The sequence below is a fragment of the Rhizobium rhododendri genome, assembly GCF_007000325.2.
Taxonomy (GTDB): domain Bacteria; phylum Pseudomonadota; class Alphaproteobacteria; order Rhizobiales; family Rhizobiaceae; genus Rhizobium; species Rhizobium rhododendri.
Map to the genome: position 1 here is coordinate 2,524,151 of NZ_CP117267.1, position 15,723 is coordinate 2,539,873.

15 protein-coding genes are annotated in these 15,723 nt (G+C 59.9%); 6 read left to right on the top strand and 9 right to left on the bottom strand.

Annotation, left to right across the window (positions count from 1 at the left end; all coding sequences use genetic code 11):
- Positions 1-128: 128 nt before the first annotated feature.
- The 3 genes from PR018_RS12235 to PR018_RS12245 all read right to left on the bottom strand — a co-directional run bounded on the left by PR018_RS12235 (position 129) and on the right by PR018_RS12245 (position 4,672).
- Positions 129-881 carry an N-acyl amino acid synthase FeeM domain-containing protein gene (locus tag PR018_RS12235; protein ID WP_142830506.1) on the bottom strand — a complete coding sequence of 251 codons (753 nt, stop codon included), beginning with the start codon at positions 879-881 and terminating at the stop codon, positions 129-131.
- A gap of 188 nt (positions 882-1,069) precedes the next feature.
- Positions 1,070-3,373, bottom strand: a complete 2,304-nt coding sequence (locus tag PR018_RS12240) for a putative bifunctional diguanylate cyclase/phosphodiesterase (RefSeq protein ID WP_142830504.1) — start codon at positions 3,371-3,373, stop codon at positions 1,070-1,072.
- A gap of 189 nt (positions 3,374-3,562) precedes the next feature.
- The gene (locus PR018_RS12245; RefSeq protein ID WP_142830502.1) at positions 3,563-4,672 is read right to left on the bottom strand and encodes a TRAP transporter substrate-binding protein; all 1,110 of its coding nucleotides are present in this window, start codon (positions 4,670-4,672) and stop codon (positions 3,563-3,565) included.
- A 193-nt stretch (positions 4,673-4,865) separates the two neighbouring features.
- Between PR018_RS12245 and PR018_RS12250 the strand changes: the two genes are divergently transcribed.
- Positions 4,866-5,624, top strand: a complete 759-nt coding sequence (locus PR018_RS12250) for a gamma-glutamyl-gamma-aminobutyrate hydrolase family protein (protein ID WP_142830500.1) — start codon at positions 4,866-4,868, stop codon at positions 5,622-5,624.
- Between the two features lie 14 nt (positions 5,625-5,638).
- On the opposite strand, the gene PR018_RS12255 is transcribed toward PR018_RS12250, so the two are convergent.
- The 3 genes from PR018_RS12255 to PR018_RS12265 all read right to left on the bottom strand — a co-directional run bounded on the left by PR018_RS12255 (position 5,639) and on the right by PR018_RS12265 (position 8,251).
- The gene (locus tag PR018_RS12255; RefSeq protein ID WP_142830498.1) at positions 5,639-6,598 is read right to left on the bottom strand and encodes a 2-hydroxyacid dehydrogenase; all 960 of its coding nucleotides are present in this window, start codon (positions 6,596-6,598) and stop codon (positions 5,639-5,641) included.
- A 20-nt stretch (positions 6,599-6,618) separates the two neighbouring features.
- Positions 6,619-7,641, bottom strand: coding sequence for a LacI family DNA-binding transcriptional regulator (locus PR018_RS12260; protein ID WP_111218794.1), 1,023 nt, complete (start codon positions 7,639-7,641; stop codon positions 6,619-6,621).
- Positions 7,642-7,735: 94 nt separating this feature from the next.
- Positions 7,736-8,251: a MarR family winged helix-turn-helix transcriptional regulator gene (locus PR018_RS12265; protein ID WP_142830496.1), complete on the bottom strand. Its 516-nt coding sequence runs from the start codon at positions 8,249-8,251 to the stop codon at positions 7,736-7,738.
- An 85-nt stretch (positions 8,252-8,336) separates the two neighbouring features.
- On the opposite strand from PR018_RS12265, the gene PR018_RS12270 reads away from it, so the two are divergent.
- The 5 genes from PR018_RS12270 to PR018_RS12290 all read left to right on the top strand — a co-directional run bounded on the left by PR018_RS12270 (position 8,337) and on the right by PR018_RS12290 (position 12,079).
- On the top strand, positions 8,337-9,128 hold the full coding sequence (locus tag PR018_RS12270) for a creatininase family protein (protein WP_142830494.1): 792 nt from the start codon (positions 8,337-8,339) through the stop codon (positions 9,126-9,128).
- A gap of 69 nt (positions 9,129-9,197) precedes the next feature.
- Positions 9,198-9,467, top strand: coding sequence for a type II toxin-antitoxin system Phd/YefM family antitoxin (locus PR018_RS12275; protein WP_142830492.1), 270 nt, complete (start codon positions 9,198-9,200; stop codon positions 9,465-9,467).
- Positions 9,464-9,853 carry a type II toxin-antitoxin system VapC family toxin gene (locus PR018_RS12280; RefSeq protein WP_111218802.1) on the top strand — a complete coding sequence of 130 codons (390 nt, stop codon included), beginning with the start codon at positions 9,464-9,466 and terminating at the stop codon, positions 9,851-9,853. Before PR018_RS12275 ends, PR018_RS12280 begins: the two co-directional genes overlap by 4 nt.
- A 112-nt stretch (positions 9,854-9,965) precedes the next feature.
- On the top strand, positions 9,966-11,090 hold the full coding sequence (locus tag PR018_RS12285; protein WP_142830491.1) for a CobW family GTP-binding protein: 1,125 nt from the start codon (positions 9,966-9,968) through the stop codon (positions 11,088-11,090).
- The gene (locus tag PR018_RS12290) at positions 11,090-12,079 is read left to right on the top strand and encodes a WD40 repeat domain-containing protein (RefSeq protein WP_142830489.1); all 990 of its coding nucleotides are present in this window, start codon (positions 11,090-11,092) and stop codon (positions 12,077-12,079) included. Before PR018_RS12285 ends, PR018_RS12290 begins: the two co-directional genes overlap by 1 nt.
- A 41-nt stretch (positions 12,080-12,120) precedes the next feature.
- Here PR018_RS12290 and PR018_RS12295 read toward each other — a convergent pair whose 3' ends face one another.
- From PR018_RS12295 to odc2, 3 genes are all read right to left on the bottom strand, one after another.
- Positions 12,121-13,365 (bottom strand): MFS transporter, encoded by a 1,245-nt coding sequence (locus tag PR018_RS12295; RefSeq protein WP_142830488.1) that lies wholly within the window; start codon positions 13,363-13,365, stop codon positions 12,121-12,123.
- Positions 13,366-13,664: 299 nt separating this feature from the next.
- Positions 13,665-14,255, bottom strand: coding sequence for a GNAT family N-acetyltransferase (locus tag PR018_RS12300; RefSeq protein WP_142830486.1), 591 nt, complete (start codon positions 14,253-14,255; stop codon positions 13,665-13,667).
- A 93-nt stretch (positions 14,256-14,348) separates the two neighbouring features.
- Positions 14,349-15,482 (bottom strand): ornithine/lysine decarboxylase, encoded by a 1,134-nt coding sequence (odc2, locus tag PR018_RS12305; protein ID WP_142830484.1) that lies wholly within the window; start codon positions 15,480-15,482, stop codon positions 14,349-14,351.
- Between the last annotated feature and the right edge of the window lie 241 nt (positions 15,483-15,723).

The following is a 15,723-nucleotide window of genomic DNA, read 5'->3' on the forward strand; positions in this document are numbered from 1 at the left end:
TTCCTCCTCTTGCGCGCCTATCGACCAATGCCCTTGCAACAAGGCGCGGTCGATGGCCCTCCCGCGCAGATGCTCTCATAAAGCGAGACAAGAGGCAATGCGTGACGCCTGGGCAGCAGGAGATCAGGTCAGGCCTGCCGCAGAGTTCCGGCTCGGTTGGCAGCAGCAAAGCGGGCCGTCGGCAGAATGGTCAGCGGCGTCGAGCCCATGGCTTTCGAACGCTGGAACATCATGCGACGCTCGTAGGGCTCGGAGATGAAAAACGGGAAGCGTTCGTAGAGAGCGGTTCGCACTTCCCGCGTGCGCGTCGCCATCAGCGTCAGCGGTATATTGTATTTTCCGACGCCCATTTGCGCCGGAACGACCGTATCGGCGGAAAATACCCGTTTGTAGAACGGCGCATGTTGCGGACTGACGAGTTGCAGCACCCTGTCCGCATCGAAGTAATCGGCTGCCATTGAGGCGATCCGCAGGGTGAGATACGGCAAGGCCGGCATTTCACCGATGATCTCGGGGTCGGCGGCGAAACGGACGGGATCGATCAGCGTCATGCCGCTGTCGAGAAAAGCATCGATTTCCTTCGGGTACATATCGCGGGTGATGCTGATGCGGTGGTCCGGCGTGACGTGGTGAATACGCACCGTACTGATCAGCCGTTCGTCGAAATAGACGCCGAAGACATAGGCATGATCGTCGAAATCGACGGCATCTATAAGCTTGGCGCCATCGAGTGTCAGGATGTTGGCGAGCTTGTAGGCGCGGTATCGCATCCTTGCGACCTCTTCCATGTCTTCCTGTGTCTCGACGCGGCGGTATTCGATGTGATCCAGAACTTCGAGAAGCTTGTTTGAAAAACTGCTTTGAACAACTTCGTTACGCATGACGCCAACGCCCTGAATTCCTAATAGGAGATTAATGCGTGAGCGCGATCCATCTCGCAATGAGCGATTAAAAATTAATTAAGATACATTTTATTAGGGTTAACGTCTTCTAATAACGCGAATAAAATCAATGACATAGAAACTTCAGTGTATGAAAATGTGATTTTTTAGCGAAATTCGATATCTTTTTACGCGACATATTCCACGACCGTGGTGGCACGTTTTGCATCGAGAACGGCCACCATCGACAGCAGCGTGGCGTTCGAAACTGGCTTCGAAAACACGTAGCCCTGCACAAAATCTGCACAGTAATACTGGTTGATGAGGTGGAGCTGGTCCTGCGTTTCGACGCCCTCGACAACGATCTGAAGGCCCAGTTCGCGGCAGAGATTGACAGTACCGCGCAGCAGCTTGAGCCGCCTTTCGTCCTCGGTGATGTTGCGCACGAACGAGCGGTCGATCTTGACGACATCGATCGGCAGCGAATCGAGGTAGGACAGGCTGGAAAAACCGGTGCCAAAGTCATCGATGGCAATGGTTATACCCATGCTGCGCAGCTCGGTCAGGATGGCCCCCACCGTCGCAAGCTCATCCATAAGGCAGCTTTCCGTCACCTCGAGATGCAGGCGCGCTGGCGGCAGGCCCGATGCCGCCAGCGCCTTGCGCACCACGGAGACGATAGCATTGCTGCGCAGGTCCTGGACGGAAAGGTTGACGGACACAGAAATCGTTTCGGGCCAGGCCATGCAATCGTGGCAGGCGAGGTTGAGGATGTGGTGGGTTATGCCGGAAACGATACCCATGTCTTCGGCAATCTGCACGAATGTGTCAGGCGGCACCATACCCCGTTCGGGATGGTTCCAGCGGGACAATGCTTCGCAACAATCGATGCGGCTGCCGTCGGGCAGGAACATAGGCTGGTAGACGACCTGCAATTGGCCCTGCTCTATCGCCTCGCGCAGCTCCTCCTTGAGCTTCTGGCGCTCTATGTAGCGCTCGTCCATCTCCTCCTCGAACTCCGAGCAGCTTCCCTTGGCGCGGGATTTCGCCTCGAATAGCGCAAGGTCGGCCTTGATCTGCCATTCTTCCGGGCGGAACTCCTGGCTGCCGATGATCACGTAGCCCGCACTGACAGAGATCCGGAAGGTGGTGTCGTCGACCTCGTAGTTGCCGCCGATGGCCGCATGCAGTGTCCGTATGCGCTGGCCGAGATCTGCGACATCGTCCTCGTTCGGAAAGAAAACCACGAATTGGTCGCCCATCAGCCGCGCCACGAGCGCGACATCTTTCGCCTCCCGTTTTAAACGAGCTGCGATCTCGGCCAGCAGGTGGTCGCCGACGATATGTCCCTTGATATCGTTGACATGCTTGAACTCGTCGATGTCGAGAACGGCAAACCCGATCGTTCCAGGTTTCGCACGCGCGACAAGACTTTCCTTGACGCGATCAATAAAATATTCGCGGTTGGGCAGGCCTGTCAGTGCGTCGTAGCGCACCATATGCAGGATCTTGCGCTCAGCGCGGATGCGGGAGGTCACATCCTCGAAGATCAGGATGACGACGCCATCGCCACGACGGCTGGCAGAAAATTCGAGGAACAGGTTTTCGCTGAACTGGATCAGCGTCCGCGACAGCGAACCGTCGACAAGCTGCGCCAGCTGCCGCTGGATCAAGCTAGGTAGCGAGCCGTCGATGAAGGAATTGCGCACGCCGTAGCGCAGCACGACGTCGAGTTCGCAATCCTTGAGCTGCTCCTGGTTTGTTAGATGCAGCAGTTCGCAGGCTTTGCGGTTGACGACCAGAATGCGATTGTTCGCATCCAGCATGAAGAGGCCGTGCGTCATGTTGTTGAGCGCCGTGTCGAAGCGATCGTTGATCAGCGAGATTTCGCGCGCCGCGATCACGTTCTTGTAGAGAAACTCCCGCACCCCTGTGGCCATCGACCGCGTCGTCAGCACGAAGGGGATGAGGGTCACCGACAACAGCTGCATATAGGGATCGCGCAAAAGCAGGAAGCCGAGGCTGATCGGCAGCGATGCGGAGATCGTCTGAAGGTTGACCGCCTTCGAAGATCCGTAATTGCGTCCGACAACCGCCACCATCGAGGCAAGCGTGACCGCAACGCAGGCGATCTCGGCGAACATGTCCTGCAGGACAAACACGGCAAAGCCGCTGCCGATACCAAGGAGCGTGGTGGTGGAGACGCCCCCGTACAGATAGCGGCGCTCCCACAGCGCAATATCCTCACGGCTCATCGCCGACTTGTCGGCGGTATCGAAGCGATGAAACCAATAGATGCGATAGGCGCAGACGGCGATGAAAACAGCTGTGAGGTAGAGATAGAAGTGCGACCCGGATTTTGAAAAGACGGCAGCATAGGTCATGATCTGCACGATCATGCCCGTGAAAAGCGTGCTGCGATTTCCAAACAGTGAACTTACGAATGACAGGTAGACATCTGTCGGAACGCCGTTCGGGTCTTGAGGCTTCATCCACAGTCCCCCTGATACGCGGCGGACAATAGGTCAAACCCCTTAAAAAATAATTGCCCATTCGCCTGACATTGGACAGGCATTAACGATTGCAACGTCTATCGAACACCGGCGACAGTATTAAAACTTCGCTTTTACCGCGACTTTTTAATGTGCGATCTCGACCTGCCTATAGGCCAGCAACATGGCTCAAAGCTTGCCCGCACGTTGCTGGATCATCATGAACGTGTCGAATGTGTACTCGGAAAGCTGCATCCAGAGATAGGCATCCTTTTTAAAAGCAACCTGATCGTCATAGATCTTCTTGAAATATGGATTTGCCTTTGAAAGATCGGCGTAGATGGCCGCGGCTGCCTGAAAGCAGGCTTCCATGATTTCTTGGCTGAACGGCCGCAGCGTTACGCCTTGGCTGACGACCGCCTTCAGAGCCTGAGGGTTTTTCACATCGTATTTTGCCAGCATGTTGGAGTTGGCAAAGGCGCAGGCGTCGGCAAGGACGGTCTGGTATGACTTCGGAAGCGCATTCCATTTTTCGAGGTTGAAGAGCGCGTGGATGACCGCGCCACCCTCCCACCAGCCTGGATAATAGTAGAACTTTGCAACCTTCTGGAATCCAAGCTTCAGGTCGTCATAGGGACCGACCCACTCGCACGCGTCAATCGTGCCCTTTTCCAGCGCCGAATAGATATCGCCGACAGCAAGCTCCTGCTGCGGGACGACGCCCACTTTCGAAATCACCTTGCCGGCCAGCCCCGAGATGCGCATCTTGAGCCCGCGCAGGTCGTCGAGCGTATTGATCTCCTTGCGGAACCAGCCGCCCATCTGCACGCCGGTATTGCCGGCCGGAAGACCGTAGAGCCCCTGCGTCGCATAAAACTCGTTCATCAGCGCATTGCCGTTTCCCTGGTAGTACCAGGCGTTCGTCAGTCGCGCATTGAGACCGAACGGCAGCGTCGTACCGATGGCGTAAGTCGGATCCTTGTTCCAGAAATAATAGGAGCAGGTGTGGGCGGCGTCGACAGTTCCCGCGCTGACCGCATCGGCAGCCTGCAGGCCCGGAACGATCTCGCCGGCTTCGAACGTCTGGATGGTGAAATTGCCGTCAGTGGCATCCGAAACCCGGCTGGCAATGTCATCGATGCCGCCATAGATCGTGTCGAGGCTTTTCGGAAAGGACGAGGTCATACGCCAGGTGACCTTCGGCGTCTGCTGTGCAAGCGCTGGCGCGGCCAGCGCCGTCGAAGCGGTGGCGGCAGCCCCCATCAAACCCGCTTTCCTGATGAAGGAACGACGATCCATCACAATTCTCCCCCGTGGACAAACCGGCAGGGCGTCCACCCGTGCCGGTCTCGGTACGGCCGGTTCGAACTAAACATTTCAACCCCCGCGTTTCAACCCTCAGTATCCCCGCAGACAGCGCGGAATCTTGACTTCGCTAGCATTCTACGTTCCTAACGATCTTATAAATCGGGCATTTTTACCGGAGCCTTGCATGTCCAAGCCAATCATCGCCATTCCTGCCGACTTCCGGACGATGGAGGGCGGCGGATGGCACGCGGTCCAGCACCAGTATATCCGCGCCGCTCTCAATGCCGCAGGCCTGATGGCGCTGATAGTGCCCGCCATGGAAGAGGGCTACGACACCGACGCCATACTCGACCGCGTCGACGGCGTGCTGGTGTCCGGCGCCGCGAGCAATGTCCACCCGTCGCTCTATGGCACGGAGCCGACCGAGGAACACGGGCCCTTCGACCCGGCCCGTGACGCGACCTCGCTGCCTCTGATCCGCCATGCCATAGATCGCGGCATGCCGCTGCTCGCCATCTGTCGCGGCATCCAGGAACTGAACGTCGCACTCGGGGGCACGCTTGACAGCGAAATCCAGGAGAAGCCCGGCCGCGACGATCATCGTAAACCGCCGGTACCCGAGCGCGACGCCATGTATGCCATCCGCCAGACAGTGCGGATCAGGGAAGGCTCCTGCATCGCCCGCTATCTCGGCAGTGACGATATTCTCGTCAATTCGCTGCATCGCCAGGCCATCGCCACCCCGGCTCCCCGCCTGCAGGTCGAGGCGACGGCGCCGGACGGAACGGTAGAGGCCGTCTCTGTGATCGATGCCAAGGGCTTCGCTGTCGGTGTCCAGTGGCATCCAGAATATTGGGCCGAGACCGATACGCCGTCGCGGCAGTTATTCGAAGCCTATGGGGACGCGGTACGCGCCTACGTGGCAGTCCGCACTCCCCGATAGAACAAGCGTCCGCATCAACGCTTGAGCGGTGTTTCCGGGACGGGCGTGACCGCATGACCGTTTTCCAGCCATGAGATGATATTGCCGGCCACCAGGTCCGCCATCGCATCGCGGGTCTGCACCGTCGCAGAACCGAGATGCGGCAGCAAGGTCGCATTCGGAAGGGCTAGCAGCGCTTCGGGAACATGAGGCTCATTGTAAAAGACATCCAGGCCGGCTGCACCGAGCATACCGTTGCCAAGTGCGGCAGCCAGCGCATCCTCATCCACGGACCAGCCTCGGCCGACATTGATCAGCACGCCATTCGGCCCAAGCGCCGACATGATCTCGGCATCGATAACCTTGTGGGTCGCGGCAGTCTTCGGGACGATGGCAATCAGCGTGTCGACCGCCTCGGCCATCTCCCTGAGCGTCGGATAATAATCGTATTCGACGTCAGGATAGCGGGTGCGCGTATGGTAGCTGATCTTCACCTTGAATGGCGCCAGCCGATGGGCGATCTCCTTACCGATGCGGCCAAGCCCGAAAATACCGACATGACGTCCTGTCAGCGAGAACGGGGCCAGCGGATAGGCGCCGTTTTTCCAGTTCCCCTGGCGAAGCCACTGTTCGGCCGTGGGGAATTGCCGAAGCGTGTTCAGCAGCAGGCCGATCGTGGTATCGGCAACCTCGTCGTTCAGCACATCCGGCGTATTGGTGACGACGACGCGCCGCGCCACGGCATGCGCAACGTCGACGCCGTCATAACCGACCCCGAAACTCGCAATCAGTTGCAGGTTTGGCAGCTGGTCCATCCAGGCGGACTCGAACGTGCCTGACGAGGCGACGGTGTGGATCCGCTCGGCAACCGCCGGCTCGATCGCCAGTCGCTGGCTGCGCCCGACGACCAGGACATCGAAACGCTCCTTGAGTTTTTCGGCAACACGAGGATGAACGTCGGAAAGAACGAGGACGGTGGGACGCGTATCTGGCATGGACTTCTCTCGGTGATGGTTCAGGAGCGCGGGCGATAGGGCTCGGTGGATTGGCGGATGCGCATCTCGGGCTTTATGAGATGGATACCGTCCGGTTCGTGGCTGCCCGCCAGCCTATCCAAAAGCGCGCGCGCTGCAAGCCTGCCGACCTCTGCCTGGCCGTTCCAGACCGTCGTCAGAGCAGGCGTGGCGATGGCCGCTTCCTCCAGATCGTCGTATCCGGTGACGGAAATATCCTTGCCGGGGACCAGTCCGGCACGGGCGATACCGTTCATCAACCCGATTGCCACCAGATCGTTCCAGCATACGGCGGCGGTCGGCTTTTGCGGCAGGGAGAGAAAGTGGACGGCGGCCTCGAAGCCGCCCTGCTTGGAGCGGGGCCCCGGAATGCGCAGGTCCGGATCGACCTCGATGCCGGCCTTTCGCAGCGCGTTGACATAGCCATGATAGCGGTCGCGGCCGGTCGAGGTCTGGTCGGTGCCGCCGATCATGGCGATGGAGCGGTGGCCGAGGCTGATCAGGTGATTGGTCGCCAGCGAAATACCGTAGCTGTCGTCGCCCCGGAACGTCGGCAGACCGAGCGCCTCCATCGAACGAGCCACGAGGATGGCCGGCATGCCGTTTTCCTCGGCGAGCGCCAGATCTTCCGGCGGCGTGCCGATGGCCGGCGACATGATGACGCCGTCGCCGCCGAGCTGCAGCAGCGTCTCGATGAAGGTCCGCTGCTTCTCGACCGAATCGTAGTGGTTGGACAGGATGAAAGTATGGCGGCTGCGGTCGAGTTCGGTCTCGATAGCCTTCAGGATCTCGCCGTAGAATGGGTTCATGATGTCGTGCACGACGACGCCGATGATGCCGGAGCGCGAGGTCCGCAGGCTCGCGGCACGGCGATTGTAGATATAACCGAGAGCCCTCGCCTGGTCCTTGATGCGCTCCCGCGTGGTAGCCGCGACAAGCGGGCTGTCGCGCAATGCCAGAGATACGGTCGCCGTCGAAATTCCCAGCGTTCCGGCAATCGTCGATAGTTTTATTTTTTGTACCACATCATCTCCCCGGCACGCCGTCATTCGCGTCACCGGGATTTAAAATATTTAGTTCGCGATTAAAATCAACGTTATTTTGACGATATATTTGAAATCAGTCCTCGGCTTCGATCTGCTCCTCGCCCTCCCCGGCCAGCAGATTATTGTCTATGGCTTTCAGCAGGCGCACCGCGGTCCTTATTTCCTTTTCGGAAAACCCGCGCGTTGCCAGCGCGTCGCAGGCTTGCGCCGAGGCATTGATCTGCGCCACGGTGTTGCGACCGCTGTCGGTGAGATAGACCTTCGTCAACCGCGCATCGTCAGCATCGGCGCGGCGTTCGACGAAACCCTGCGCCTCCATCCGGCCGATGGTCCGGGTGATCGTCGGCGCCTTGACCCCGAGCTTGTGGGCGAGGCTGCCCGCCGGCAGGCCGTCTTCCTCGGCAAGCGCCAGGATGACACCGTCCTGCCCGGCATAGAGACCGCTATCGCCGAGATTGCGGGTGATGGCCGTGCGCATCGACCGGGCCGCCTGGGTCAGCGCCGGCGACAGATCGGCCAGCGTGTACTCAGCCTGATCCTTTTTCTTGGCCGACTTGGTTTTCTTGCTGTCCTTGTTCTTCTTCGCCATTGTGTGTCCGCCGTCTTTCCGCTCGTGCATCACCGGGATATGACATCGCAAACGACGTTGACATAAACAAGGGGCACATTCGCACATGACGCGACCGTCATTTCGCTTCGCAGACAATAATACCGACCTGCAGCCGCGGGAACGCGCCGGCTGGATCGCCATCCTGCCACTCGGCGCCCACGAACAACACGGCCCGCACCTGCCGCTCGAGACCGATACGCTGATCGCCGCAGGCATCGTCGATCGCCTCGAGCAACGCCTGCCTAGTGACCTGCCCGTCACGGTGCTGCCGGTCGAACCGGTCGGCTACTCCCCGGAGCATCTGCATGTCGCCGGTACCCGGTCCCTCGCCTATCAGGATGCCATCGAACGCTGGCTCGGCATCGCCGCCGACCTCCATCGCCTGGGCATCCGCAAACTCGTCCTGCTCAACGCCCACGGCGGCAACGCGCCGCTGATGACCATCGTCGCCACCGAGGCTCGCATCCGCTTCGACATGCTGGTCGTCGCCACAAGCTGGACGCGCTTCGGCGTGCCCGATGGCGTGATCTCTCCGGAGAACAAGGCGATTGATATCCACGCCGGCGATGTCGAGACGTCGGTCATGCTGGCGCTTCATCCAGACGCCGTAGACATGACCCAGACCGCGGATTTCCCCTCCCGCCAGTCGGGTTTTGCAGGGCGCTTCCGCCACCTTCGCGCCTACGGCCCGCACGCATTCGGCTGGAAGATGTCCGACCTCAACGAACAAGGAGCCGCCGGCAACGCGGCGGCAGCCACAGCGGAAAAAGGCGAGGCGCTGATCGCGCATGCAATTGGCGGACTGATAGAACTGCTGCAGGATGTGGATGCTTTCGAGGTCGCTGAGCTGCGCTAGCCAAAACTTGCGCTACTGCGGTAGATCGCCCATATTGCCTTAGGCTGTATCGCCGAACAGGAGGCGGATATGCGCATTTCCATCGCCGAGGCAGAAGGGCAACTCACCGAGCTGGTGCGTCTTGCGGCACAGGGCGAAGAGGTCGTCCTGACCCAGGCCGGAGGCCCTGCCGTGAAGCTTGAATTGGTGCCGGAGGTGAGGGCATCGATGACGCTCGAGGAAAAATCAGAATTGGTTGCCCGTCTTCAGGCAGAAGTTCGCCGCAAAAATCTTCCGCCGGGACCGGATGCGGCCCGCAGCCAAGACTTTCTCTATGATGAATTCGGTCTGCCGATATGATCGTTATCGACACTTCGGCTCTTGTCGCAATGCTGCTGCTTGAGCCGAAGGCATCGGTATGCAGTGAGGTCTTCAATCGCGAAACCGAGATCTTGATATCTGCAGGAACAGTAGTAGAGGCATTGATTGTCGCCAGACGTCGCAACATCTCTGAACAGATGACAGAATTATTAGCATCGCCTTTCATCACGATCGTGGATGTCGATAGGGATCGCGCGCGACTGGCCGGCGAAGCATTTGACCGCTGGGGGAAGAGCATCAACGCCGCCGCCCTCAACTTCGGCGATTGCTTCTCCTACGCCACGGCCCGGGAATTCGGCTGCCCCCTGCTCTTCATCGGCGATGATTTTGCCCGCACCGATATCGTCCCCGCCATCGCGCCGTGACGGGAATGTGATTCTATTACAATAAAAGCCTTTGAACTGCCGGAACCGTATCCTTATATGGTGACCGACCCCATTTCCGCCCTTGCGGCCCCCTCCAGTTTTCGAGGCTCCCATGACCGAACCTGTTGCTCTCAAGCCAATCCCCGTCACCGTGTTGACCGGCTATCTCGGCGCCGGCAAGACGACGTTGCTGAACCGCATCCTGTCGGAGAGCCATGGCAAGAAATACGCCGTCATCGTCAATGAGTTCGGTGAAATCGGCATCGACAACGATCTGATCGTCGAATCCGACGAAGAAATCTATGAAATGAACAACGGCTGCGTCTGCTGCACGGTGCGCGGCGACCTCATCCGCGTCGTCGAGGGCCTGATGCGGCGCCCCGGCCGCTTCGATGGCATCATCGTCGAGACCACCGGCCTTGCAGACCCCGTCCCGGTTGCCCAGACCTTCTTCATGGACGACGACGTCCGCACCAAGACTGAACTCGATGCCGTCGTCACGTTGGTCGATGCCAAGCACCTGCCGCTGCGCCTCAAGGACAGCCGTGAGGCAGAGGACCAGATCGCCTTCGCCGATGTCGTCATCATCAACAAAACCGATCTCGTCTCGCCGGCCGAGCTTGCCCAGATCGAGGATGTGGTGCGCGCAATCAACCCGGCCGCCCGCGTCTACAAGACCAGCCGCTCCGGAGTCGATCTCGCCCACGTGCTCAACCAAGGTGCCTTCAACCTGGAACGGGCGCTGGAAAACGACCCGCATTTCCTGACTGCCGGTGACGAGCACGTCTGCGGCCCGGATTGCGACCACGACCACAGTCACGATCATCACGATCACGACCACCATGATCACGGGCATCATGACCATGGGCACGACCACCATGGACATGATCATCACGGCCACGACCATCATAACCACGGCCCCTCGCCGATCCACGACGTCACTGTCCAGTCTGTGTCCCTGCGCGGCGGCGAGATGATCGCAGACCGCTTCTTCCCGTGGATCCAGAAGATTACCCAGACCGAAGGCCCGAACATCCTGCGCCTGAAGGGCATCATCGCTTTCAAGGGCGATGCCGAGCGCTATGTCATCCAGGGTGTCCACATGATCATCGAGGGCGACCACCAGCGCCCGTGGAAGGACGGCGAAATCCACGAAAGCCGCCTCGTCTTCATCGGTCGCGAACTTGACCGCGAGAAGCTGGAAGCCAGCTTCAAGGCCTGCCAGGCGGCCGCCTGATGCCGACAGTTGCGCCGATTGATATCGACGGCCATGTCCTGGCCGTCGAGTTCCTGAACGATGTTCCCTATTTCATTGGAGCCGACGGCACAGTTCGCAGGTTCGAGGGCGGCGAGAAGGTGACGGAAGCCCATCAGGGCCTGCTCACCTGCGTCCGCGACACCCATAGCGAAAGCCTGATCGTCGGTGGCGAAAGCGGCAAGGTCCAGCGTATCACCTCCGACGACGACATCACGCAGATTGCCGAAGCCCCGCGAAAGTGGATCACCCAGGTGGCATCAGGTCCCCAGGGCGCCATCGCCTACGCCCACGGCAAGACGACCTATGTCGTGCTGGCCGATGGCAGCACCAAGGAATTCACCGAAGAGCGCACGGTCGAAGGCATCGCGTTTGCACCGAAAGGCCTGAGGATCGCCGTGGCGCGCTACAACGGCGTGACGTTGCACTGGGTCGGCACGTCAGGTGCGTCTGTCGATCTCGATTGGAAAGGCGCCCATAACGGCGTTACCTTCTCGCCGGACGGCCAGTTTGTCGTCACGACAATGCAGGAAAATGCACTGCATGGCTGGAAGCTAGATCCAAAGGCAGGCTCAGACGCCCGCCATATGCGCATGACCGGCTATCCCGCCAAGGTAAAGTCGCTGTCCTGGTCCGCGAAGGGCAAGTGGCTCGCGTCCTCGGGCGCTCCCGCCGCCATCGTATGGCCGTTCCAGGGAAAGGACGGGCCGATGGGCAAGGCGCCTCTGGAGCTCGGCACCCGCGCCAACATCATGGCGACCTGCGTGCGCTTTCATCCCGCCGAAGACATCGTCGCCATCGGCTTTATCGACGGCATGATTCTGGCCGTCCGGATAGCCGACGGCAAGGAGGCGCTTTTGCGCCGCCCGGGCAACGGCGCGATCACCTCGATGAGCTGGAGCAAATCCGGCAAGACGATGGCTTTCGCATCGGCTGCCGGCGATTGCGGTGTCGTCGACATAGCGGCATAGCTGCCAAACGTATCAGTCGGACGCTCCGTCGAGCGTCCAGACTATGGCACGGAAGCCTTATGGTCTTCCTTCGGCAATTCGAAGGTCGTCCCCTTCTTCTCGTAGCCGAAGCCGGCGAGTAGAGCCACGGCGGCAGCCACGATGACGGCCACAAGCAGCAGCGCATAGGCGTAATTGCCGTTCCAGTGGCTGGCCAGGCCCGCCTGCAGCGTGGCGTTGCCGGAGGCGAGCAGGTTGCCGAGCTGATAGGCGAAGCCCGGAAAGGTGCCGCGTACCTCTGACGGCGATAGCTCGTTCAGGTGCGCCGGTACGACACCCCATGCGCCCTGGACGAAAAACTGCATGAGGAAGGCGCCCGCCGCCAGCATCACCGGTGTCTGCGCCAGCGTCCATAGCGGAGCGATCGGAATGGCAATCAATGCAGCGATGACGATGGCCTTGCGACGGCCGATCCGCTGCGAAAGGCTGCCGAAGAACAACCCGCCAAGGATCGCGCCTATATTGTAGACGATGGCGATTGCGCCGACTGTGTGGGTGGAATACCCGCGCTGGGTTTCGAGGAAAGTCGGGTAGAGATCCTGCGTCCCGTGACTGAAGAAATTGAACGCGGTCATCAGCACGACCGACCATATGAACAGGGGAATGTTTTCGCGCAGGACAGTGAGGAAAGGCCGCCGTGCCCGATCCTTGTTCTTAAGGAATGACGGCGATTCCTCGACATTACGGCGGATATAGAGAACCAGCAGCGCCGGAAATGCGCCGATGATGAACATCCCACGCCAACCGATCACCGGGAACAGGAAGAAGAACACAAGCGACGCAATGAGATAGCCGCATGGGTAACCCGCCTGCAGCACGCCCGAGACGACGCCGCGCGCCTTCTCCGGGATCGTTTCCATGACGAGCGATGCACCGACGCCCCACTCGCCACCCATGGCGATGCCGTAGAAGACGCGAAAGACGATGAGCATCGTGAGGCTGGTCGAAAAGCCCGACGCCAGCTCGAACACGGAATAAAGCAGCACGTCGACCATGAGCGTCGCCCGCCGGCCGAACTTGTCGGCAGCAAAGCCAAAAATCAGTGCGCCGACCGGCCGCATTGCCAAAGTCAGAAAGAGGGCGACGGAGACCGCCGAAATATCCGTCTTGAACTCCTCGGCAATTGATTTCAGGACGAAAACGAGAATGAAGAAATCGAATGCATCGAGCGTCCAGCCGAGAAAGCTGGCGATGACGGTGTTGCGCTGTTGTGGGGTAAGCGAGCGGATATCATCTATGGCGGACATGGGGCCTCCGGTCCGAAGATGGCGGCAAGGCGGGCATTGTCCGGAAGCCGTCTGGTGAATGAACGGGCCCGTATGATATCGGCTGTCGGCGGCTTTTTGGCGCGATCTTTGCTGGGCCAACAGCACGTCGATATCAAACGCGCTACCGGACCTCAAACATCAGGGATAGAAAAAAGGTTCCGCCGAATGCGAGGTTGACGCGATTGTGATACCCCGAGCGAGGCAGGTAGTACACGCAATCACATGCGGGGGAAGCGACGACGCTGTCCATGCAGCGTCGTCACGTCATCTATCCGAAATCAGGCCGCGCGGCGCGATTTGGCCTGCGTGAGCCTGCGGCCGTTGGCGACCAGCATGCCTGCAGCACCTTCCAGCCATGCGTCCTTCAGTTCCAGCGCCAGGAAACGATGACGCTCGAATGGGCCGGGCATGACGAGATGGCACGCTTTTTCGGCAAAGAAGCCAAAGCGTTCGTAATAGGCGGGATCGCCGACCAGCAAGATGGCACCATGGCCGCGCTGCTTCGCCTCGAGAATGGCAGCCCGCATCAGGGCCGCACCAATGCCCTTGCCCTCGTGGTCCGAATCAACAGCGAGAGGCCCGAGCAACAGGGCATCGACGGCCTGTGTTTCGCGGTTCACACCGGCCTCGATGTTCCAGAGACGCACGGTCCCGATGACATGGCCGCTGCGGTCGCGGGCAACAAGTGCCAGGCCTTCGGCCGGAATGCAGCCGCGACGCAGCTTTTCGGAGGATTTCCGTGTGCGACCGGCACCCATGGCGCGGTTCAGCAGGTTCTCGCGGGCAACGACGTCGCCTGCGTTTTCGTGGTCGATTGCGAAAGTGGACGGCGCAAAGAGTGCGCGTACAGAATCAAGAACAGCGGCCATATCGGCCTCCCGTACCCAATACCGTTATGAGCGGCGGTGAATGAAAATTGTGAAGGTGCCGCCCCGGTCTTTCCCGGGGCCGGCGAAGTCGACCTAGATGACGTAGGACTTCAGCGGGTCGAACCCGTTGAAAGCCACAGCCGAATAGGTCGTCGTATAGGCGCCGGTGCCTTCGATGAACACCTCGTCGCCGATCGTCAGAGACAATGGCAGCGGATAGAGGTTCTTCTCATAGAGCACGTCGGCCGAATCGCAGGTCGGGCCGGCAATGATGCAAGGCTCCATTTCGTCGCCGTCGCGCTCGGTGCGGATCGGATAGCGAATGGCTTCGTCCATCGTCTCGGCGAGACCGCCGAACTTGCCGATGTCGAGGAAAACCCAGCGGGCTTCGTCATTGTCCGACTTCTTCGAGATCAGCACGACTTCCGCCTTGATGACGCCGGCGTTGCCGACCATGCCGCGACCTGGCTCGATGATCGTCTTCGGGATCTGGTTGCCGAAGTGATCGCGCAGGCTCTGGTTGATGGCCTTGCCATAGGCTTCGGCAGCAGGAACGTCGCGCAGGTACTTGGTCGGAAATCCACCGCCCATGTTGACCATCTGCAGGTGGATGCCCTGCTTGCCCAGCGAAACGAACACGCGCTTGGCATCGGCAAGAGCCGAGTCCCAGGCATCGACCTTGGTCATCTGCGAGCCGACGTGGAACGACACGCCATAGGATTCAAGGCCGAGCTGATGTGCATAGACGAGGACGTCGACTGCCATCTGCGGAACGCAGCCGAACTTGCGCGACAGAGGCCATTCGGCACCTTCGCCATCCGTCAGCACACGGCAGAATACGCGGGCGCCAGGAGCGGCTCGGGCCATCTTCTCGACTTCTTCATGGCTGTCCACGGCAAAAAGGCTGACACCGAGTGCATGCGCACGGGCGATGTCGCGTTCCTTCTTGATCGTGTTGCCGAAAGAGATGCGAGCAGGCGTTGCGCCAGCGTCGAGCGCCATTTCGACTTCGGCGACAGACGCGCAATCGAAGTTGGAGCCCATGCCGGCCAGAAGCTTCAACACTTCAGGAGCCGGGTTTGCCTTGACGGCATAATAGATCGAGCTGTCCGGCATGGCGTGGCGGAAAGCATGAAAATTGTCGCGGACCACGTCGAGATCCAGCACTAGGCAAGGGCCGTCGGGACGTCGGGTTGCGAGAAAGTCGCGGATGCGCTGAGTGGTCATGGTTAGTCCCTTCAATACAGGCTCCGGCGGTCAGACCGGAGGACAAAGGGCATACGCGAATCCACGCTAGGACCCAGCCGGTGGAGACCCCGGATCCTTGACGAACGCACGATGCTCGATCAGTGAACCAACGCCACAGGATGGCATAGGTTCGGCTTTGTCTGCCTTGGATTGGAGGTTTCCCTACCGCACTTCCGGCAATGATGGTGTGCCTCTTCAGTAACCCCGGCTGATGGAAAGC

Excerpts from the sequence above, each read along its gene's own strand:
- PR018_RS12265 (WP_142830496.1), bottom strand. The coding sequence starts at position 8,251 with ATGGCGAAGAAGAACAAGGACAGCAAGAAAACCAAGTCGGCCAAGAAA.
- PR018_RS12275 (WP_142830492.1), top strand. The coding sequence starts at position 9,198 with ATGCGCATTTCCATCGCCGAGGCAGAAGGGCAACTCACCGAGCTGGTG.
- PR018_RS12250 (WP_142830500.1), top strand. The coding sequence starts at position 4,866 with ATGTCCAAGCCAATCATCGCCATTCCTGCCGACTTCCGGACGATGGAG.
- PR018_RS12295 (WP_142830488.1), bottom strand. The coding sequence starts at position 13,365 with ATGTCCGCCATAGATGATATCCGCTCGCTTACCCCACAACAGCGCAAC.
- PR018_RS12290 (WP_142830489.1), top strand. The coding sequence starts at position 11,090 with ATGCCGACAGTTGCGCCGATTGATATCGACGGCCATGTCCTGGCCGTC.
- PR018_RS12300 (WP_142830486.1), bottom strand. The coding sequence starts at position 14,255 with ATGGCCGCTGTTCTTGATTCTGTACGCGCACTCTTTGCGCCGTCCACT.
- PR018_RS12235 (WP_142830506.1), bottom strand. The coding sequence starts at position 881 with ATGCGTAACGAAGTTGTTCAAAGCAGTTTTTCAAACAAGCTTCTCGAA.
- PR018_RS12270 (WP_142830494.1), top strand. The coding sequence starts at position 8,337 with ATGACGCGACCGTCATTTCGCTTCGCAGACAATAATACCGACCTGCAG.
- PR018_RS12245 (WP_142830502.1), bottom strand. The coding sequence starts at position 4,672 with ATGGATCGTCGTTCCTTCATCAGGAAAGCGGGTTTGATGGGGGCTGCC.
- PR018_RS12240 (WP_142830504.1), bottom strand. The coding sequence starts at position 3,373 with ATGAAGCCTCAAGACCCGAACGGCGTTCCGACAGATGTCTACCTGTCA.
- odc2 (WP_142830484.1), bottom strand. The coding sequence starts at position 15,482 with ATGACCACTCAGCGCATCCGCGACTTTCTCGCAACCCGACGTCCCGAC.
- PR018_RS12285 (WP_142830491.1), top strand. The coding sequence starts at position 9,966 with ATGACCGAACCTGTTGCTCTCAAGCCAATCCCCGTCACCGTGTTGACC.
- PR018_RS12280 (WP_111218802.1), top strand. The coding sequence starts at position 9,464 with ATGATCGTTATCGACACTTCGGCTCTTGTCGCAATGCTGCTGCTTGAG.
- PR018_RS12255 (WP_142830498.1), bottom strand. The coding sequence starts at position 6,598 with ATGCCAGATACGCGTCCCACCGTCCTCGTTCTTTCCGACGTTCATCCT.